Raw genomic sequence first — 20,272 nt, 5'->3', positions numbered from 1 at the left:
CCACCGCCGGGCGCCCCTCCCCCGCACCCTCCGAGGAAGCCGGTATGGCAAGCCCGTCAGCCCGTGCCCAGCGCCGAACCGCCGCGCTGCTCCTGGCACCGTTTCTCGTCCTGTTCAGCGCCGTCACCCTCGCCCCGCTGCTCTACGCGGGCTGGATGAGCCTGTTCACCACCCGCACCTCCGGCCTCGGCTTCGGCGGCGCCCACGAGGTCTTCACCGGCCTGGACAACTTCACCAACGCGTTGGCGGACCCGGCGTTCCGCCGCGGGTTCCTCACCATCGCCCTCTACGTCGCGGTCTACCTGCCGGTGATGATCGGCGGCGCCCTCGCCCTGGCCCTGCTGCTCGACTCGGCACTGGTCCGGGCCCGGGCCTTCTTCCAGCTGGCCCTGTTCCTGCCGCACGCCGTGCCCGGACTGATCGCGGCGCTCATCTGGGTGTACCTGTACACCCCGGGGCTCAGCCCGGTGATCGCCCTGCTCGACTCCGGCGGCCTGCACCTCGACTTCCTGTCCGCGGACAACGCGGTGCTCTCCACCGCGAACATCGCGGTCTGGGAGTGGACCGGCTACAACACGGTGATCTTCTACGCCGCGCTCAAGGCGGTGCCCGGCGAGGTGCTGGACGCGGCCCGGATCGACGGCGCCAGCGGCATCCGCACCGCGCTGTCGATCAAGCTGCCGATGATCCGCCCCTCCGTCGCGCTGGCCGTCCTGTTCACCGTGATCGGGTCGATCCAGCTGTTCACCGAACCGAAGGTGATCTACAGCGCCTCCAGCGCGATCGGCAGCAGCTGGACGCCCAACATGTACGTCCAGACCGCCGCGTTCACCCGCAACGACTTCGGCCTCGCCGCCGCCGCCTCGCTGCTCATCGCGCTCTTCGCCGCGCTCCTCTCGTTCCTCGTCACCCGTCTGTCGCGCCACAGGAGCCAGCCGTGACCAAGCCCCTCACCCTCCGGGCCCCGGCCCCCGCCGCGGCCCCGGGCCCGGCCGGCGGGAGCGGGCCGCAGCGGTCCGCGCCGCGCCGCCCCCGCCGCGCCCCGGCCCTGCTCTCCCGGGCCGCCGTGACCGGACTGCTGGGCCTGGCCGCCCTCTACACCCTGCTGCCGATGCTCTGGCTGCTGCTGTCCTCCACCAAGAGCCGCCAGGACCTGTTCGGCACCAACGGCTTCGCCCCGGGCCGCGAGTTCGCGCTGCTGGACAACCTCGGCCACCTGTTCCGCACCGACCACGGCATCTACCTGCGCTGGATCGCCAACACCGTCCTGTACGCGGGCGGCGGCGCGCTGCTGGCCACCGTGTTCGCGGTCGCCGCCGGGTACGCCTTCGACAAGCTCGCCTTCCCGCTGAAGGAGAAACTGTTCGGCTTCGTGCTGCTCGGCGTGATGGTGCCGGGCACGGCGCTGGCCATCCCGCTGTACCTGCTGGCCGCCCGGGTCGGCCTGGTGAACACCTTCGCGGGCGTCTTCCTGGCCGGCCTGGTCTTCCCGTTCGGGGTGTACCTGGCCCGGGTGTTCAGCGCCGCCTACGTGCCCGACGAGGTGCTGGAGGCGGCCCGGATGGACGGCGCGGGCGAGTTCCGGGCGTTCTGCCGGATCGCCCTGCCGATGCTCGCGCCCGCCTTCGTGACCATCTTCCTGTTCCAGTTCACCCAGATCTGGAACAGCTTCTTCCTCCCCCTGGTGATGCTGTCCGACAAGGACCTGTTCCCGGTCAACCTCGGCCTGTACGTCTGGTACTCGTCCGCGCTCTCCCAGGGCCACCCGCAGGACTACCTGCTGGCCGTCGTCGGATCGCTGGTGTCGGTGGCCCCGCTGGTGGTGCTGTTCCTGATGCTGCAGCGGTTCTGGAAGTCCGGCATGACGGCCGGCGCCGTCAAGTAGGCCCACCGACATGAGGATCCCCGTGCCCGCCACCCCGCCCGCCCCGCACCGCCCGCGCGCCCTGTTCGCCATGGGCCGCCGGCACCGCGACGCGCTCTTCCCGCCCGCCGCCGTCGAACGGCTCACCCGCCACGTCGACCTCGACCTGCAGCTCGTCGTCGAGGACTTCGACCGGATCCCCGGCCCCGCCTCCGTCGAACTCCTGATCACCTCCTGGGGCTGCCCCCCGCTGGACGCCGCCGCCCTGGCCAGGATGCCCGCGCTGAAGGCCGTCGTGCACGCCGCCGGGAGCGTCAAGCACCACGTCACGGAAGCCTGTTGGGAGCGCGGCCTGCGGGTGTCCACCGCCGCCGCGGCCAACGCCGTCCCGGTCGCCGAGTACACCCTCGCCGCCGTGCTGTTCGCCAACAAGCGCGTCCTGGAGATCGCCGACCGCTACCGCGAGCACCGCACCGCGCTCGACTGGTCGGCGCAGTTCCCCGGCTTCGGCAACCACCGGCGCACCATCGGCGTCGTCGGCGCCTCCCTGGTCGGCCGCCGGGTGCTGGAACTGCTGCGCCCCTTCGACTTCGACGTCCTGGTGAGCGACCCCCACCTCGACCCGGCCGACGCCCTCGCCCTGGGCGCCCGGCTCACCGAACTCGACGAGCTGCTCGCGCAGTGCGACGTGGTCTCGCTGCACGCCCCCGCCCTGCCCGAGACCCACCACCTGCTGGACGCCCGCCGGCTGGCCCTGCTGCGGGACGGCGCCACCCTGGTCAACACCGCCCGGGGCTCGCTGGTCGACACCGCCGCCCTCACCGCCGAAGCCCGCTCCGGCCGCCTGCACGCCGTCCTCGACGTCACCGAGCCCGAGGTGCTGCCCGCCGACTCCCCGCTGTACGCGCTGCCCAACGTGCTGCTGACCCCGCACATCGCCGGCTCGCTCGGCAACGAACTGCTGCGGATCACCGACAGCGCCCTGGACGAGGTCGAACGCTACTGCGCCGGACGGGAGTTCGCCCACCCGGTGAACCGCGCCGCGCTCGCCGTCTCCGCCTGACCGCCCGCACACCCCGCCCGCACGCCCCGCCCGCACGCACTCCCGGAGGACCCCCGTGCCCCACCCCGGCCGACCCACCGACGTCCTCCTGTACACCCGCACCACCGGCTACCGCCACGACTCCATCCCCGCCGCCACCGCGGCGCTGCACGAACTCGGCCAGGACCACGGCTTCGCCGTCGAGGCCACCGAGGACCCCGCCGTGTTCACCGACGCCTCCCTCGCGGGGCGCGGCGCGGTGCTGTTCCTGTCCACCAGCGGCGAGGTGCTCACCCCGGCCGGCCGCGCCGCACTGCGCCGCTGGACGGCCGCCGGCGGCGGCTTCGCGGGCGTGCACTCCGCCGCCTGCACCGAGTACGACTGGCCGCACTACGGCGAGCTGCTCGGCGCCCGCTTCGCCGGCCACCCCGAACCCCAGCCCGGCACCGTCCTGGTGGAGGACCGCGACCACCCCGCGACGGCCCACCTGCCGCAGCGCTGGGCCTGGCACGACGAGTGGTACGACTTCCGCCACAACCCGCGCCCCGGCGTCCGCGTCCTGGCGACCGTCGACGAGTCCGGCTACCGGGGCGGCGGCATGGGCGCCGACCACCCCCTGGTGTGGTGCCGGGAGCCCGCCACCGGCGGCCGCTCCTTCTACACCGCGCTGGGCCACGCCGCCGACGCGTACGCCGACCCGGCCTTCCGCCGCCACCTGCTGGGCGGCCTGCGCTGGGCGGCCGGCGCCGCCTCCTGACGACCCGTCCGACCTAGGCGCGGCCCCCGTCCCGGGCCGGGCCGCGGCCCCGCACGCCCGAAAACCCCTGCTCCCCGCGCCCGGGGAGCCCCCTCCTCCGAGAAGAGACCCGCATGTCCCGCAGAGTGATCGGCATCGTCATGAACGGTGTCACCGGCCGGATGGGCTACCGCCAGCACCTGGTCCGCTCGATCCTGGCCATCCGCGAGCAGGGCGGCCTGCCGCTCGGCGACGGCGAGGTGCTGTGGCCCGAGCCGATCCTGGTCGGCCGCAACGCGCACAAGATCAAGGAGCTCGCCGACCGGCACGGCCTGGAGCACTGGACCACCTCGCTGGACGAGGCGCTTGCCCACCCCCTCGCCGAGATCTACTTCGACGCCCAGCTGACCCCGCTGCGCGAGCCGGCGATCCGCCGGGCCATCGCGGCCGGCAAGCACGTCTACACCGAGAAGCCGACCGCCGAATCCCTGGACGCCGCCCTGGAGTTGGCCCGCCTGGCCCGCGAGGCCGGGGTCTGCAACGGCGCGGTGCAGGACAAGCTGTTCCTGCCCGGCCTGCTCAAGCTGAAGCGGCTGGTCGACGGCGGCTTCTTCGGCCGGATCCTGTCGGTGCGCGGCGAGTTCGGCTACTGGGTGTTCGAGGGCGACTGGCAGGAGGCGCAGCGCCCGTCCTGGAACTACCGGGCCGAGGACGGCGGCGGCATGATCCTCGACATGTTCCCGCACTGGCGCTACGTGCTGGACAGCGTCATCGCCCCGGTCCGCTCGGTCTACGCGCACACCGCCACCCACATCCCGCAGCGGGTCGACGAGCAGGGCCGCCCGTACGCGGCGACCGCCGACGACGCCGCGTACGGCGTGTTCGAGCTGGAGGGCGGCATCGTCGCGCAGGTCAACTCCTCCTGGGCGGTGCGGGTCGACCGCGACGAGCTGGTCGAGTTCCAGGTCGACGGCACCGAGGGCAGCGCCGTCGCGGGCCTGCGCGAGTGCCGCTTCCAGCACCGCGCCGCCACCCCCAAGCCGGTCTGGAACCCGGACCTGCCGGTCACCGAGCCGTTCCGCGCCCAGTGGCAGCGCGTCCCGGACAACGCCGAGTACGACAACGGCTTCAAGACCCAGTGGGAGCTGTTCCTCCGGCACGTGACCACCGGCTCCGCCTACCGCTGGGACCTGCTGGAGGGCGCCAAGGGCGTGCAGCTCGCCGAACTCGGCCTGCGCTCCGCCCGCGAGGGCCGCCGCCTCGACGTCCCCGCCCTGGAGCTCGACGTCCCCGCGCGGGAGGTCCGGTGACCGCGCTGCAGCTGCCCGGCACCGGCACGTACCGGCTGCGCGAACCCGTCGCGTTCGACGTCCCCGCGGGCCCGCCGGTCTCCCGCACCGCCTTCGCCGCCGCGCACGTGGTCGCCGACCCGCTCGGCGGAAACGCCCCGGGCGCCCCCGCGGCCGTCGACTGGGACGCCACCCTCGCCTTCCGCCGCCACCTGTGGTCGCTGGGCCTGGGCGTCGCGGACGCGATGGACACCGCGCAGCGCGGCATGGGCCTGGACTGGGCCGCCACCCGTGAGCTGATCCGCCGCTCGGGCGCCGAGGCCCGGTCGGTGGGCGGGCGGCTGGCCTGCGGCGTCGGAACCGACCAACTCACCTCCCCCGTCGCCTCGTTGGCCGAGGTGACGGCCGCCTACGAGGAGCAGCTGGCGGTCGTCGAGGACGCGGGCGCGCAGCCGATCCTGATGGCCAGCCGGGCACTGGCGGCCTCGGCCCGCGGGCCGGAGGACTACCTGGAGGTGTACGGGCGGCTGGTCGGGCAGTCCCGGCAGCCGGTGGTCCTGCACTGGCTGGGCGAGATGTTCGACCCGGCGCTGTCCGGCTACTGGGGCTCGGCCGACCTCGACGCGGCCGCGGCGACGGTGCTGGAGCTGATCCGCAGCCACCCCGGCCGGATCGACGGCATCAAGGTGTCGCTGCTGGACGCCGGCCGCGAGGTCGCCCTGCGGCGCCGACTACCGGACGGGGTGCGGCTGTACACCGGCGACGACTTCCACTACCCGGAGCTGGTCCGGGGCGACGGACTCGGCCACAGCCACGCCCTGCTGGGCGTCTTCGACCCGATCGCCGCCACGGCCGCCGCCGCCCTGCACGCCCTGGACGCGGGCGACCTGGCGCGCTACGACGCGCTGTTCGCGCCGACCCTGCCGCTGGCCCGGCACCTGTTCGCCGCGCCGACCTTCCACTACAAGACCGGCGTGGTCTTCCTCGCCTGGCTGGCCGGCCACCAGGAACACTTCACCATGGTCGCGGGCGCCCAGAGCGGCCGCTCGGTGCCGCACCTGGTCGAGCTGTTCCGGCTCGCCGACGCGGCCGGGATCCTGCCCGACCCGGACCTCGCCGCCGACCGGATGCGCCGCTTCCTCGCGGTCGCCGCCCCGGCCTGACCGCCGCCCGGCCCCGGGGCCGCCGCCCGCCCCGGCGGCGGCCCCTCCTCCGTCCTCCGTCCCCCTCCCCCTTCCTCCGCTTCCCCTGCAACGAAAGGAGCCGCGCCATGACCGGACCGGACCGGCTGTCGCTCAACCAGGTCACCACCAAGCGGTGGAGCCTGCCCGAGGCCGTCCAGGGCTGCGTGGACGCCGGAATCCCGGCGATCGGCCTGTGGCGGGACAAGGTCGCCGAGACCGGGGTCGCCGAGGCCGCCAAGCTGGTCCGGGACGCGGGCCTGGCGGTCTCCACCCTGTGCCGGGGCGGCTTCCTCACCGCCCCCGGCCCGGACGGCCGGCGGGCCGCCCTCGCCGAGAACCTGCGCGCCCTGGAGGAGGCCGCCGAACTCGGCACCGACACCCTGGTGCTGGTGGTCGGCGGCCTGCCCGACGGCAGCCGCGACCTGCCCGGCGCCCGGGCCCGGGTCGCCGAACTGCTGGCCGAACTCGCCCCGCACGCGGGCGACTTCGGCGTCCGCCTGGCGATCGAACCGCTGCACCCGATGTTCTGCGCCGACCGCGCCGTGGTCTCCACCCTCGGCCAGGCCCTCGACCTCGCCGAACTCTTCCCCGCCGACCAGGTCGGCGTGGTGGTCGACAGCTACCACGTCTGGTGGGACCCGGAGTTGGAGCGCCAGGTGGCCCGGGCCGGCGCCGGCGGCCGGATCGCCTCCTACCAGGTCTGCGACTGGACGCTGCCGCTGCCCGCCGACGCGCTGCTCGGCCGGGGCCACGTCGGGGACGGCCACATCGACTTCCGCGCCCTGACCGGCCTGGTCACGGCGGCCGGCTACACCGGCTGGATCGAGGTCGAGATCTTCAACGAGCAGGTCTGGGACACCCCCGGCGCCGACACCCTGCGGACCGTGGTCGAACGCCACCGCGCCCACCTGGAGCGCGCGTGAGGGTCGTCATCGCCCCGGACTCCTTCAAGGGCACCGTCACCGCGGCGGACGCCGCCCGGGCCCTCGCCGAGGGCTGGCACTCCGTCCGGCCGGACGACCGCCTGGCGCTGCGCCCGATGGCCGACGGCGGCGAAGGCACCCTCGCCGCCGTCACCGCCGCCCACCCCGGGGCCGCCACGGTCCGAGTCGGCGGCCGCACCGGCCCGGACGGCCGCCCCGTCGACGGCGCGTACGCGCTGCTGCCGGACGGCACCGCGGTGGTCGAACTCGCCACCGCCAGCGGCCTGCCGCTGCTCGACGGCCGCCCGGCCCCGCTGACCGCCACCACCCGCGGCACCGGCGAACTGGTCGCCGCCGCCCTCGACGCGGGCGCCACCCGCCTGCTGCTCGGACTCGGCGGCTCCGCCACCACCGACGGCGGCACCGGCCTGCTGGCCGCCCTCGGCCTGCGCCTGCTCGACGCCGACGGCCGCCTCCTGCCCGACGGCGGCGGCGCCCTCGTCCGCGCCCACCGGGTCGACCGCACCCGGCTGCGGCCCGCCCCGCCCCGCGGCGTCGAACTGCTCACCGACGTCACCAACCCGCTGCTCGGCCCCGACGGCGCCGCCACCGTGTACGGCCCGCAGAAGGGCGCGGGCCCCACCGAGACCGCCCGCCTGGAGGCCGGCCTCGCCCGGCTCGCCGAACTCCTCGGCGGCGACCCCGGGCAGGCGGGCGCCGGAGCCGCCGGCGGCACCGCGTACGGCCTGACCGCCGCCTGGGGCGCCACCACCACCCCGGGCGCCACCGCCGTCGCCGACCTGCTGCACCTCGACGAGGCGATCGGCCGGGCCGACCTGGTGATCACCGGCGAAGGCCGCTTCGACGCCACCAGCCTGCGGGGCAAGGCCGTCGGCGAAGTCCTCGCCCGCGCCGCCCGCGCCGGAGTCCCGGCCCAAGTGGTGGCCGGCGAATCCCCCGACCCCACCACCCTCACCCTCACCACCCTGGCCGGCAACCCCCGCACCGCCCGCACCGCCGCCCCCCACTGGCTACGCCGCGCCGGAGCCCACCTGGCCGCCACTCACCGGAACACCGTTGCGCACTGGTCCGCCTGACGCTCCGCCAGCTACCGCGGCGATCCCCCGAAGGCCACCCCTCGGGATGCACGGGAAGTGGCGTTCTCCTGAGCAGCGCGGAGCCCCGCCCACCGGCCACAGGGCGTGGCAGGTGGGCGGGGCCGGTAGCGCCGGGTCAGCGAACGGCGGAGAGGACTCGTGTCCTCAGCCGGCCGTCAGCGATGGTGTCGGCGTCACGCCAGGCGTAGCCGCTCACTTCCTCCTCTTGCAGGGACAGGGCGGTGTCTTCCGCCGTCCGGAAGAGGAACCGGAAGTCGATGTGCTGGTGCGCGGGCTCGCCCTTGGCGTCGTTGGCCGGGATGGGGTGCACGTCGATGTGGACGGGCGAGCTGTCCACCAGGGTGATGCCCTCGGGGCTGATGCCGGTCTCCTCGGTCAGTTCCCGGAGGGCGGCCCCGGACAGGGTGTCGTCCTCCGGCTCCAGGTGCCCGCCGGGGGTGAGCCACTTGCCCAACGCCACGTGATGGATGAACAGCGCCTTGCCGTTCCGGTCCACCAGGACGGCCCCGGCGGTGGCGTGCCCCCGGAACTCCTTGCGGCTGGTCACCTCCGCCCCTTCGTCCACCAGGGCGAGGACGGCCGACAGCTCCGGCTTCTCCTCGGGGTGGGCGTCCAGGTAGGCGGTGACGGTCTCGCTGACGTGCTGTGCCGTGATGGGCATCGGATCACCTGTTGTAGTAGTCGAGCCAGGTAGCGGCGATGGCTGCCCGGTCGTCGCCGGGCACTTCGTGCATGGTGGCGTCGAGGTCCCGCCGGGCGAGCAGTCGCACGCCTGCCAGGATCTCAGCCTGTACGAGGTAGATGAACGGGCCAACTGACGCGCCGTGGAGGAAGTTGACGGCGTTTCCGTTGTTGAGCAGGTAGAAGTAGTGGCCCGTCGTGCTGTACCGGGTGACGTTCTCGCCGGAGCCACTGCGGGTGTAGCCGTCCGGCAACCCGTCCAGCTCCAACTCGTCCTCGCTGCTGGTGACCGTGGCGACGTAGGCCCCGTTCCGCAGGTTCGGGAAGTCCTCGCCCTTGAGCGCGAGCGCTCCCGTGGCGCACAGGACGAGCCCGGCGGCGGCGATCGCCCGCTCCCGGTCCCGGGCCAGGCCGAAGCCCTGGGAGAGCGCCTGGGCGCGCCGCACGGGGTCAATGTCATAGACCGTGACGTGAACTCCCTTTGCGTGCAACAGCCTTGCGATGCTCGAACCCAGCTTCCCGAACCCGATCACCAGCGCCGGACGGCCGTGCAGGATGTCTCCCCGGCCCCGCAACAGCGCCTCGGTGGAGAACACGACGGACTGACCGACGAGGAAGTCCTCCGGGTCCTTGAGCGGCGAGCGGGCCACCGACACGACGGGGCACGGCAGCTTGTCCCGATCGGCGTACCGCTTGTGGCCGTTCTCGGTGTCCTCCACCACTCCGAGGACGGTCCCGGAGAACCGGTCGCACAGCGCGTCGAGCACCGGGGCGAAGTAGCCGCCGACGTCCAGCAGCACCACGTCCTCGCCGGCCGCCCGGGTCTCCAGGTAGGTCACCGCCGCTTCCGGGTCGGCGAACAGCTCACGCGACAACTCGTCGCAGACGAAGCCCTGTTCGACCTCTCGGCGCGCTGCGGCGTCGATCGACTTCGGTTTGGGCAGGACCGCCCGGAGGCTGGACACGGTGCCGACCGCCCGCACGAACGACGGGCGCTCCGGCAACAGGTGCGTCACCAGCAGCGAGGACGGGAGGACCGGGGGCGTGAACCGCCGGGCGATCTTCCCGAAGTACGTGTCCAGTCGTGCGCGCTCCGAGGTCTCCACGGAGACTCCCCTCCCTGTCGCTGCTTTCGCTGGAAACCCGCCCGGGCCGAAGCTCTCCCCCAGCAGCCGGGGCGGGAGGCTGCGAGGCCCGCACGGGCCTGCTGGGGCGAAGGAACGCCCGCCCGCCGTGGGCGCCCATGCAGGTGCCTTCTGCGCCCAAGCGGGCCCGGCCCCGGACCACCTCGCCGATCTTCGGGCGGTAGTTCTCCCGCCTGGGTGTCCTGCGCATTGCCATCGGTCAACTCCTCTCCGTGATCACACGAAGAGGCTCCCGTGATGCGATCGGAGCCAACAGGGATGGAACGTCCTACTTCTGACGGCTAATCAGCAACACCCAGCAGGCGTGCCAGCCTCCGAAGGCCGGGGGGCCGGACCGGCCCCGCCCACAGGTCGGAGACGATCGCCACGGCGAGGGTGTGGTGCCGCATCCATCCGGGTGCCACCCGCTGGAGCTTCTCCAGGGTCGCCACCGCCCCGGCGGCGTCTCCCAGGTCCGTGTGCGCCCGCGCCACGTCCAGCAGTAGCCAGGTGCGCCATGAAGGCGGCGTGTCGGCGCTCAGACGGAGCCCACGGGCCAGCGTCAACGCTTCCTCCGGGCGAGCGTGCTGGACCGCGAGGCGCACCCGTTCGATTCGCACGGACGACCGGCTGAACACGCTCACCATCCGCCCGTCCGCAGGGGCTTCCAGGCGGGCCAGCCGAGCGGTGGCCTGCTCCGCCGTGAGCATCATGTCCGACGCGCCCGCGTAGTCACCGCTGCGGGCGGTGCTGGTCGCAGCCGACATGACCAGACCGCCCCAGACCCTCAGCCGCTCGGCGCTCGTCGTCCGGTCCCGCTCCAGCCCGTCGGCGGCACGCACGGCGAGTACCTGCGCGTCGTCCAAGCGGTTCTGCCGCTGGTAGGCCCAGGCCACGGAGTTGCAGATCATCGCGGACAGCAGCGGGTCTTCGGAGGCATCGGCAGCCGCTACGGCCCGCTCAAGGCTGGACAGCCCGAGGTCCGTCTTCCCCAGCCGGATCGCCAGGTGCCCGCCGAGTTGCAGCACCTTTCCGAGCGCGTGTTGGCCCTGTAGCCGATCACGACCGCGCCCGACAGCGGCAACCAGCCGAGCGTCCGCGATGACCCCCGGTAGAAGCTCCATGACCCTGCCGAAGTCGGCATTGTGGTAGAGCGTCCAAGCCTCTGCGATCTCTGCGCGCAGCAGCGCCGGGGACAGGCGATCAGCCCCGTCCGGCACCAGGGGAGGAGCGAACAGCGGCGGCATGATGGCGCGGCGTACCGCCACCAGCTCCGGGGGCTCCACGTCGCCGGTGGACGGTACGGCGGGCGGGTCTCCGAGCAGGGCCGTCACCTCCACTCCGAGTCCCCGCGCAAGTGCGTGCAGCGTCGGCAGTCGAGCGGAGTGCTTGCGCTTCTGCTCCAACTTCCTCACTACGTCTGCGGATACGCCCGACTTCTCCGCCAAGCCCTCTTGCGTGAGGTCCGCCAGCCGTCGCAGCCGGCCGAGCCGGTCGCCGAGATGGTCGTTCGCCATGTCGCAGACCCTACGCCGTGATCGGGCGGGAACAGCCGCCTCGCGGCCAACGCGGAGGAGCCCGACACCGACCCCAGGGCAACAGCCTGTTCACGGTGACCTTGGAGCGTGAGGGTTCCCCGGCGCGTTCCGAAGGGTAAACAGTCCCCTCAGCAGAACCGCATCAACAACCCGCCACCCCGACTACCTGACACGACGTCAACCGCCGATCCTGCGCAGCGCCTTGCGCGTGGTGCCGAGCTTGCGCAGCACCGCGGCGACGTGGTGCTCGGCGGTGCGTTCGGAGACGTAGAGGGCGGCGGCGATCTCCTTGTTGCGGGCGCCCTCGGCGAGCAGGCCGGCGACCTGGCGTTCGCGCGGGGAGAGGGTGTCGGCGGGGTCCGCGGGGGTGCGCGGGACGGGGCCGAGGGTGCGCAGGTGGCGTCGGGTCCGGGAGGCGTCGCGGACGGCGCCGAGGCGGTCGAACTCCTCGGCGGCGGCGGTCAGCAGCGGCCCGGCGTCGGCGGCCGGCCCGGCGAGCGCGGCGCGTTCGGTGGCGAGGGCGGCGGGGTGGGGGCGGCCGACGGCCTGCCAGGCGTCGCGGGCGCGGAGGAACGCGGCGGCGGCCGCGTCCGGGGTGTCGGCGAGCAGTCCGGCGGCGGTGTGCTGTTCGGCCCGGCCGGCGGGGCTGACCAGCCCGTCGAGGCCGGCCGCGTGCTCGGTGGCGAGGGCGGTGGCGGTGGCCCGGTCGTCGCGGCGCAGGGCGGTGTCGACGGCGGTGGGCAGCAGGTCGAAGGCGAACGGCCAGAGTTCGCGGCGGCGCAGCAGGCGCAGCGCGGGGGCGAGGGTCTGCCAGGCGGTGTCGGGGTCGTCGCGGTCGAGGTGGAGGCGGGCCAGGCCGGCGGCGGCGGGCAGGGCGAGGACGCTGGTGGCGTCCTGGTCGAGGGCGCCACGGAAGTGCTCGGCGGCGCGGGCTGCCTGGCCGCGGGCGGCGGCGATGGCGCCCTGGGCGGCGGCGAGCAGGCCGGTGTCGGCGACGGGGCTGTCGGGGAAGCGCCGACGGTAGGCGGCGAGGGCGGCGTCGAACCGGGTCCACCGGCCGGCCGTCCAGTCGAGCAGGACGGGGTAGCTGTGGGCGTACATGGCGAGGCCGCCGAGTCCGGCGCGCTCGCAGAGGGCGGCGGCTTCTGCGGCCCAGCCGCGGACCGAGGCGTCGAGGCCGGTGCAGCAGCCGATCTCGGCGGCGTTGGAGAGGCTGATGGCCGTGCAGAGCACGATCTTGGGGTGGTCGCTGTGCCGGGGCAGGGCGGCGATCAGGTCGGGGATCCCGGGGGTGGCGCAGAGCGGGAGCGAGACCAGCCGGTTGGTCCGGACGACGGCGGTGGTCTCGGGGTCGTCGAAGCGCTCCAGCAGGGCGAGGGCGCGGTCCATCCAGCCCCGGCGTTCGGCGGCGGTGGCGTCGCCGGTGTCCATGGCGGCGATGACGGCCAGCGTCTTGGCCGCGTGCCGGGGGTTGTCGGCCTCCAACTCGACGGCGGCCTCCTCGAGTTCGGCGACGCCGTGGGAGCCGCCGAGGTGCAGTCGGAGGATGTTGCCGAGCCGGGCCCGGATCTCGCCGCGGACGGCCGGGGCCAGGCCGGGGGTGTCGATGATGCGGCGCAGCGCGTCGGCGCTGGCACCGGCCTCCTCGGTGTAGGCGACGGCCTCGGCCAGCGAGCGGGCGGCGGCGCCGAGTTCGTCGGTGGGCAGGCCGGGGTGGTCGATGATCCGGCGGAGCATCAGGGCGGCGGTGCCGAGGTCGCCGACCTCCATCGCCCGGTCGGCGGCGGCGCGGGCGTGCACCAGCCACTGCGCGGTGTCGCCGAGCGCCTCGGTGTGGTGGGCGATCTGCACCAGCGGCTGCGGGTCCCGGGCGGTGAGCAGGCCGAGGACGCGGCGGTGCAGCCGGGTGCGGAGCGGGCCGGGCAGCGCGTCGTAGACGGAGCGGCGGGCCAGGGCGTGCGAGAACCCGTAGCTGTCGGGGCCGTGCTCGACCAGGACGGAGCGCTCCAGGGCGTCGGTCAGGGCGGCGTCGGCCCGGTCGGCAGGGAGCGCGGCGGCCTCGGCCAGCAGGTCGCCGGACGCGGGGACGGCGAGCACGGCGGCGGCGTCGACCAGGTCGGCGGCGTCCAGGGTGAGCCGTTCGATCCGGGCGGCGAGCACCTCGCGCAGGCTGCGCGGCACGCCGAGCACGCCGAGCAGGTCGGGCCGGTCGGCGGCGCCGGGGCGGGTGCCGAGGGTGATCAGGTCCTCGACGGCGATCAGCGGCAGGCCGTGGCTGCGCTCGTACAGTGCGCCGGTGAGCCGGCGGGCGCCGTCCGGGCCGAGGGCGGAGCCGGCCAGTGCGGCGAGGGCCGGCCGGTCCAGCCGGTGCAGGGCCAGGTCGCGCAGGCCGGTGCCGGCGGGGCGGCGCAGTTCGCGGCCCAGCAGCGGGCCGTGCACCTCCTCGCCCCGGTAGGTGAGCAGCAGCGCGGTGTCCTCGGGCAGGCTGCCGGCCAGCAGCAGCAGGAGTTCGCGGGTCGCGTCGTCGGCCCAGTGGACGTCCTCGACCACCAGCACCACGGGGGCCGCGGCCGCCAGCAGGGCCCGGGTGGCGGTCAGCACCGCCTGGCGCTGCTCGCCGGGCCCGGTGGGCTCGGCGGGCGGCGGGGGCAGCCGGTCGGCGAGGTCGGGCAGCAGCGGTGCGAGGGCCGCGGTGGCGGCCCCGAGCCGGGCGCCGGGCGGCAGCAGCGGGCCGAGCGCCCCGAGGGCGTCGATGACCGGGCCGAAGGGCAGCGGCTCGCGCAGCGGGTGGCAGCCGCCCACCACGGTCCCCACTCCGCGGGCCCGCAACGCGTCGGCGGCCTCCGCGACCAGCCGGGTCTTGCCCACCCCGGCCTCCCCCTGCACCAGGGCGACGGCCGGCCGGGCGGCCAACAGGTCCACCAGCTCGGCCAGTTCGGGCCCGCGGCCGACGAAGGCGAAGCCCCGCCGCTCCGGGGCGGGACCGAGCTGCCGTACCGTGCCGACCATCCGCCGCTCCTGACCACCGTGAACGCTTGGCCCCACGCTACTGCCGCCCCCGCCGGAAAACCCCCCGGCGGGGTCCGGCGGGCCGGGAGCTGACCGGTCGGGAGTCGGCCGGGCGGACCGCCCCGGTCCGGGTGCGGAACTACCCATGTCCCGGCCGCCGGCGGACGGGAATGGGTAGTTCCGCGTCTTCCGGCGGGCGGCGGGCCGGTCTTCCCTGGAACCAACAGCACCACCCGCACCACCCGGAGGCGAGCAGCCATGAACCCCACGAACCGTCCGGCGGCCAGCCGCCCCACCGCCATCTACCTGCGCTGCTACCCGTACGACGCGGGTTTCCTGCTGGACTTCTGGAGCGCGCTCAGCCATTACGCCCTGGCCACCGGGCTGGGCGAGGCGACCGTGTTCCTGGACAACGGGCGCCGCTCCCAGGACCCGCTGAGTTCGCTGGAGGCGCTGCTGGCGGCGGCCGCGGCGGGGCGGGTGTCGGCGGTGGTGGTGCCCGGCCCGTTCGTCTTCTCGTTGGACGACGAGGCGGCCCGGGCCACGGTGCGCCGGTTCGAGGCGGTGGGCTGCGCGGTCCACGAGCTGCCGGACACGCACCGGCGGCGGCCCTCCGCCCGGTTCGCCGTGGCGGGCTGAGCGGGGGCGGCGGGCCCGTCAGGGGATTTCGGCGACGACCAGCTGTCCGACCTGTTCGCCGAGCACGGCCCGGGCGGGTGCGTCCAGGCCGGAGTCGGTGACGAAGCAGTCCAGTTCGTCCAGGGCCGCGAAGGCGCTCAGTCCGACCACGCCCCACTTGCTGTGGTCGGCCACCGCGACCACCCGGCGGGCCGAGGAGATCAGGGCCCGGTTGGTCTGCGCCTCGGCCAGGTTGGGGGTGGTGAGCCCGGCCCGTTCGGAGACGCCGTGCGCGCCGATCAGCAGGATGTCGACGTGCAGCGAGCGGATCGCCTGGTCGGCCAGCGGGCCGACCAGGGCGGCCGAGGGGGTGGGGGTGCCGCCGGTGAGCAGCAGGGTCGGTCCGCTGCCCGGGTTCTTCGCGGCGTGCTCGCGCAGCAGGTCGGCGACCGGCAGCGAGTTGGTGACGATGGTCAGGCCGCGGACGTCCAGCAGCCGGCCGGCCACCGCGTGGGCGGTGGTGCCGGCCGAGACGGCGACCACGCTGCCGGGTTCGACCAGGGCGGCCGCGGCGTCGGCGAGCGCGGCCTTGGCGGCGGACTCGCGCTGCGTCTTGGCCTCGAAGCCCGGTTCCTCGGCCCGGGCGGCGCTGGTGACCGCGCCGCCGTAGATCTTCTCCACTTCGCCGGCCCGGGCGAGTTCGTCCAGGTCCCGGCGGATCGTCATGTCGGAGACGCCGAACTGCTCGACCAGGTCGGCCACCCGGACGGCGCCGGTCCGGCGCACCAGTTCGAGGATCAGCGCTCGGCGCTGGGGGCCGAGAAGTGTCGGGTCCGCCACGGGTTCTCCTTACGCCGCTCGGCAGTGGTTCACGGATCAACAGAATAGTGCGGTCCTGATCAGCCGGACGTCCACCCCTGCCCACCCCACCCAGATTCAACATAATCAAACGTTCAATGACGGCGGCGGCAAGGTCACGAAATGTCTCCTTTGAACCGGAGAAAACCCGGCTGACCTGCTCAAACACCCTCGCTCCCGATCGGGGCCCGGAACCGGACCGGTCAGAACCCTTGACACAACCGAACACCGATCCGAAACTCTCCCCAGCCGCTTGTTTGCGCCAACATGCTTCACCCCCACCCCCACCCGAAGCCGCGAGGTACTCCCCCATGTCGCGTACGAGATCCGCGCTGCTCTGCGCCCTGCTGGCGCTCGGCGCCCCGCTGGCCGCCGGCACCGCCCCCGCGCAGGCCGCCCCCGTGCCCGTCGTCAACGGCACCCAGTTCACCGACACCACCGGCGCGGGCGTGCAGGCGCACGGCGGCGGCGTGATCAAGGTCGGCGCGTACTACTACTGGTTCGGCGAGGACCGCAACGCCGACAACAGCTTCCGGTACGTGTCGGTGTACCGCTCCACCGACCTGAAGACCTGGGAGTTCCGCAACCACGTGCTGACCCAGGCCACCGACCCGGAGCTGGCCTCGGCCAACATCGAGCGGCCCAAGGTGATCTACAACCAGGCCACCGGCCAGTTCGTGATGTGGATGCACAAGGAGAGCGCCACCGACTACGGCGAGGCCCGGGCCGCCGTCGCGGTCTCCTCCACGGTGGACGGCAACTACAGCTGGCGCGGCAGCTTCCGGCCGCTGGGCGAGATGTCCCGGGACATCACCACCTTCGTGGACGACGACGGCACCGCGTACATGGTCTCCGCCGCCAACGAGAACCGGGACCTGCACGTCTACCGGCTGACCGCCGACTACACCGGCATCGACGCCCAGGTGCAGAGCCTGTGGAACGGCTCCTCCCGGGAGGCGCCCGCGCTGTTCAAGCGGGGCGGCGTGTACTTCCTGCTCACCTCCGGCGCCACCGGCTGGGCCCCCAACCAGCAGATGTACGGCACCGCCACCAGCGTCACCGGCAACTGGAGCGGCCTGACCAACATCGGCGACGACGTCACCTACGGCAGCCAGACCGCGTACGTGCTGCCGGTCCAGGGCACCTCCGGCACCAGCTACCTGTACATGGGCGACCGCTGGGGCAACTCGATGGGCGGCACCGTCAACGACTCCCAGTACGTGTGGCTGCCGCTGACCTTCCCCACCGACACCAGCATGACGATGGGCGACTCCCCGCAGATCACCGTGGACACCGCGGCCGGCACCGTCGCCCCGATGAACGCCACCTGGGAGAACCTGACCGGGCAGCAGAGCGGCAAGTGCATGGACGTCGCCAACTACGCGTTCTCCGCGGGCGCGCAGGCCATCCAGTGGTCCTGCGGCTGGGGCGCCAACCAGACCTTCTGGTTCAAGCCGCTCAGCGGCGGCTACGTGCAGATCATGGCCCGGCACAGCGGCAAGTGCCTGGACATCGCGGGCAACTCCACCGCCAACGGCGCGGCCGTCGTGCAGAACACCTGCTCCACCGCCAACTCCCAGCAGTGGCAGGTCCAGAAGGCCGACAGCAGCGGCAACGTCCGGCTGGTCGACCGGCGCTCCGGCAAGTGCCTGGACGTGACCAACCAGTCCACCGCCGACGGCACCGCGCTGGAGCAGTGGACCTGCAACACCGGCACCAACCAGCTGTGGCGGCGCGGCCCCTCCTGGCTCTGACCCCTCAACCGCCCCCACGCACCACCCCCACCCGACGGCACGTCCCTGGCCCTCGCCCGGCGAGGGACGTGCCGTTCCGCATGCCCGCCCCCGGAGGAACACCGTGTCCCCACAGCGCCGCACCGCCCGCGCCGCCGCCCTGACCGCCCTGGCCGCGCTCGCCGCCGGCACCCTGGCCGCCCCGCCCGCCGCGGCCGACGAGGCCGCCGCCCACGTCACCGTCCGGCTCGACCCCAGCTACCAGCAGCAGCCGTTCCAGGGCTGGGGCACCGCCCTGGCCTGGTTCGCCAACGCCACCGGCAACTGGCCGGACGCCAAGCGCAACGAACTCGCCGACGCCCTGTACGGGACCAACGGGCTGGGCTTCACCGTCGCCCGCTACAACATCGGCGGCGGCGACAGCCCCGAGACCACGCCCTACCTGCGCCCGGGCGCGGCCGTGCCCGGCTACTGGAACCGGCCCGCCGCGTACGGCCCGCCCGGCGGCGACACCACCGGGTGGACCGAGCAGCCGAACTGGTGGGACCCGGGCAACCCGGACGACTGGAACCCGCAGGCCGACGCCGCCCAGCGCTGGTGGCTGACCGCCGCGAAGAGCCGCGGCGCCGACACCTTCGAGGCGTTCTCCAACTCCGCGCCGTACTTCATGACCAACAGCGGCCTGGTCTCCGGCGCCGTCAACGGCTGGCAGGACAACCTGCGCCCCGACCAGTACGACCGGTTCGCCGCCTACCTCGCCGGGTCGCTGCAGCGCGCCCAGGCCGCCACCGGCGTCACCTTCGGCTCGCTGTCGCCGATGAACGAGCCCGGCACCTCGTACTGGCACGCCGGCGGCCCGCAGGAGGGCTCGCACTGGGACACCGCCTCGCAGACCCAGCTGGCCACCAGCGTCCGCGCCGCGCTGGACGCGGCCCACCTGACCACGCCCCTGGCGGCGATGGACGAGACCAACCCGGACCTGTTCCGCGACGAGTGGAACGCCTACCCGGCCGCCGCCCGCGCCGCGGTCGGCAAGCTCAACACCCACACCTACTCCACCGGCGGCCGCGGCACCGTGCGCGACCTGGCCAAGGGCGCCGGGCTGCCCGACTGGATGTCCGAGGTGGACCTCGGCGGCTCGGTGCCGCAGAGCTTCACCGACATGTCGCCCGCGCTCGACTTCGCGCACCGGATCACCGACGACGTCCGGGAGCTGGAGCCGGGCGCCTGGGTGATGTGGCAGGCCGTCGAGGACTACACCAACATGACGCCCGCCCACGAGAACTCCAACTGGGGCCTGGTCCAGGTCGACCTGAACTCCGCCGACCCGGCGAACGAGCCGCTGCGGCTGAACAAGAAGTACTGGGCGATGGCCAACTACAGCCGCTTCGTCCGGCCCGGCGCCCGGGTGATCGCCACCGACTCCACCGACACGCTGGCCGCGCTGCGGCCGAACGGCACCGGCGCGGTCGCGGTGTACACCAACTCCACCGGCGCCGCGCAGACCGTCACCCTCGACCTGGCGGGCTTCCAGAGCGTCGACACCTCGGTGCCGGTGCAGCAGTGGACCACCGACGGCGGCAAGAACCTGGTCCGCGAACCCGACCTGGCCGCGACCGCCGCCATGACCCTGACCGCCACCGTCGGCCCCGGCTCGGTGACCACCTTCGTGCTGCCCGGCGCCACCGGCACCGCCACCGCGGCCGCCACCGTCCCCACCGGCCAGACCCGCCGGCTGGTCAACGACCACAGCGGCCTGGCCCTGGCCGCCTCCGGCACCGCCGTGGTCCAGCACACCCCGAACACCACCGACACCACCCAGCAGTGGAACTTCACCCGGCTCGCCGGGACGTACGACTCCACCGCCGCCTACCGGATCACCAACGCCAAGAGCGGCAAGGCGCTCAGCGTCGCCGGCGGCGCGCTGTCGCTGGTCGCGGCGGGCAGCTCCACCCAGCAGCAGTGGCTGCTGTCCACCACCGGCGACGGGCACGACACCCTGGTCAACAAGGCCAGTGGCCTGCTGCTGGACGTCAGCGGCGAGTCCACCGCGGACGGCGCGCCGGTCGGCGCCTGGACGCCCACCGGCGGCGGCAACCAGTCCTGGGCGATCGGCTCCGCCGCGCCCGACGCCTACAAGGGCCTGAAGGTCCGGCTCAGCGGGCGCTGCGCGGAGGTCGCGGGCGGCTCCACCGCCGCGGGCACCGCCGTGGTCCAGCACACCTGCGCCAACGCCACCGACCAGCAGTGGACGCTGCGGCCGGCCGGCAGCCCCGGCCAGGTCAACGTGGTGGTCCGGTCCACCGGCCAGTGCCTGGACGTGTCGGGCGCCGCCACCGCGGACGGCGCGCCGCTGGTGCAGTACCCGTGCAACGGCGGGACGAACCAGCAGTGGTCGGTGCGCGACACCGGCTCCGGGTACGTGACGCTGCTGGCCCGGCACAGCGGCAAGTGCCTGGACGTGAACGGCTCCTCGACGGCCGACGGGGCGGCGCTGGTGCAGCGGCCCTGCACGGGCGCGCCGGGCCAGCAGCTGCTGGTCGGCTGACCGACCC

Annotated in this window: 16 protein-coding genes; 11 read left to right on the top strand and 5 right to left on the bottom strand. The window is 74.2% G+C overall.

The annotated features are described in order from the left end of the window. Nucleotides 1-44 precede the first annotated feature (44 nt). The 8 genes from OU787_RS26695 to OU787_RS26660 all read left to right on the top strand — a co-directional run bounded on the left by OU787_RS26695 (nt 45) and on the right by OU787_RS26660 (nt 8,135). Nucleotides 45-941 carry a carbohydrate ABC transporter permease gene (locus OU787_RS26695; protein ID WP_268660839.1) on the top strand — a complete coding sequence of 299 codons (897 nt, stop codon included), beginning with the start codon at nt 45-47 and terminating at the stop codon, nt 939-941. Then, nucleotides 938-1,885, top strand: a complete 948-nt coding sequence (locus tag OU787_RS26690; protein WP_030458702.1) for a carbohydrate ABC transporter permease — start codon at nt 938-940, stop codon at nt 1,883-1,885. Before OU787_RS26695 ends, OU787_RS26690 begins: the two co-directional genes overlap by 4 nt. 10 nt (nt 1,886-1,895) lie before the next feature. Further along, the gene (locus OU787_RS26685; RefSeq protein ID WP_030458703.1) at nt 1,896-2,927 is read left to right on the top strand and encodes a hydroxyacid dehydrogenase; all 1,032 of its coding nucleotides are present in this window, start codon (nt 1,896-1,898) and stop codon (nt 2,925-2,927) included. A 55-nt stretch (nt 2,928-2,982) separates the two neighbouring features. Beyond that, complete coding sequence (locus OU787_RS26680) at nt 2,983-3,663, top strand: ThuA domain-containing protein (RefSeq protein WP_030458704.1); 681 nt, start codon at nt 2,983-2,985, stop codon at nt 3,661-3,663. 113 nt (nt 3,664-3,776) lie between these two features. Further along, nucleotides 3,777-4,952 carry a Gfo/Idh/MocA family protein gene (locus tag OU787_RS26675; RefSeq protein ID WP_030458705.1) on the top strand — a complete coding sequence of 392 codons (1,176 nt, stop codon included), beginning with the start codon at nt 3,777-3,779 and terminating at the stop codon, nt 4,950-4,952. After that, nucleotides 4,949-6,094 carry a dihydrodipicolinate synthase family protein gene (locus OU787_RS26670; protein WP_030458706.1) on the top strand — a complete coding sequence of 382 codons (1,146 nt, stop codon included), beginning with the start codon at nt 4,949-4,951 and terminating at the stop codon, nt 6,092-6,094. Before OU787_RS26675 ends, OU787_RS26670 begins: the two co-directional genes overlap by 4 nt. 107 nt (nt 6,095-6,201) lie before the next feature. Further along, on the top strand, nt 6,202-7,038 hold the full coding sequence (locus OU787_RS26665) for a sugar phosphate isomerase/epimerase family protein (RefSeq protein ID WP_030458707.1): 837 nt from the start codon (nt 6,202-6,204) through the stop codon (nt 7,036-7,038). Then, nucleotides 7,035-8,135, top strand: a complete 1,101-nt coding sequence (locus tag OU787_RS26660) for a glycerate kinase (protein WP_035954327.1) — start codon at nt 7,035-7,037, stop codon at nt 8,133-8,135. The genes OU787_RS26665 and OU787_RS26660 overlap by 4 nt, the downstream gene beginning before the upstream one ends. A 136-nt stretch (nt 8,136-8,271) precedes the next feature. On the opposite strand, the gene OU787_RS26655 is transcribed toward OU787_RS26660, so the two are convergent. The 4 genes from OU787_RS26655 to OU787_RS26640 form a co-directional block, all read right to left on the bottom strand. After that, the gene (locus tag OU787_RS26655) at nt 8,272-8,817 is read right to left on the bottom strand and encodes an NUDIX hydrolase (protein WP_030458709.1); all 546 of its coding nucleotides are present in this window, start codon (nt 8,815-8,817) and stop codon (nt 8,272-8,274) included. A 4-nt stretch (nt 8,818-8,821) separates the two neighbouring features. Further along, a complete protein-coding gene (locus tag OU787_RS26650) occupies nt 8,822-9,943 on the bottom strand; it encodes an NAD(P)-binding domain-containing protein (protein ID WP_030458710.1) in 1,122 nt (373 codons plus the stop codon). A gap of 320 nt (nt 9,944-10,263) precedes the next feature. Further along, a complete protein-coding gene (locus tag OU787_RS26645) occupies nt 10,264-11,478 on the bottom strand; it encodes a helix-turn-helix domain-containing protein (protein ID WP_030458711.1) in 1,215 nt (404 codons plus the stop codon). Between the two features lie 198 nt (nt 11,479-11,676). Continuing rightward, complete coding sequence (locus OU787_RS26640; protein WP_268660838.1) at nt 11,677-14,508, bottom strand: AAA family ATPase; 2,832 nt, start codon at nt 14,506-14,508, stop codon at nt 11,677-11,679. 258 nt (nt 14,509-14,766) lie between these two features. Between OU787_RS26640 and OU787_RS26635 the strand changes: the two genes are divergently transcribed. Then, nucleotides 14,767-15,147 (top strand): hypothetical protein, encoded by a 381-nt coding sequence (locus OU787_RS26635; RefSeq protein WP_268660837.1) that lies wholly within the window; start codon nt 14,767-14,769, stop codon nt 15,145-15,147. An 18-nt stretch (nt 15,148-15,165) separates the two neighbouring features. Here OU787_RS26635 and OU787_RS26630 read toward each other — a convergent pair whose 3' ends face one another. Beyond that, nucleotides 15,166-15,966 (bottom strand): DeoR/GlpR family DNA-binding transcription regulator, encoded by an 801-nt coding sequence (locus OU787_RS26630; RefSeq protein ID WP_268660836.1) that lies wholly within the window; start codon nt 15,964-15,966, stop codon nt 15,166-15,168. Between the two features lie 329 nt (nt 15,967-16,295). Here OU787_RS26630 and OU787_RS26625 point away from each other — a divergent pair, with 329 nt between their 5' ends. Both OU787_RS26625 and OU787_RS26620 read left to right on the top strand, forming a co-directional pair. Beyond that, a complete protein-coding gene (locus tag OU787_RS26625; RefSeq protein WP_268660835.1) occupies nt 16,296-17,738 on the top strand; it encodes an RICIN domain-containing protein in 1,443 nt (480 codons plus the stop codon). 103 nt (nt 17,739-17,841) lie between these two features. Then, nucleotides 17,842-20,265, top strand: a complete 2,424-nt coding sequence (locus OU787_RS26620; protein ID WP_268660834.1) for an RICIN domain-containing protein — start codon at nt 17,842-17,844, stop codon at nt 20,263-20,265. The last annotated feature ends 7 nt before the right edge of the window (nt 20,266-20,272 follow it).

This window comes from Kitasatospora sp. YST-16, assembly GCF_026802215.1.
Taxonomy (GTDB): Bacteria; Actinomycetota; Actinomycetes; order Streptomycetales; family Streptomycetaceae; genus Kitasatospora; species Kitasatospora cineracea.
The sequence above is the reverse complement of the archived record's forward strand: the minus strand, read 5'-3'. Positions and strand labels throughout refer to the sequence as shown.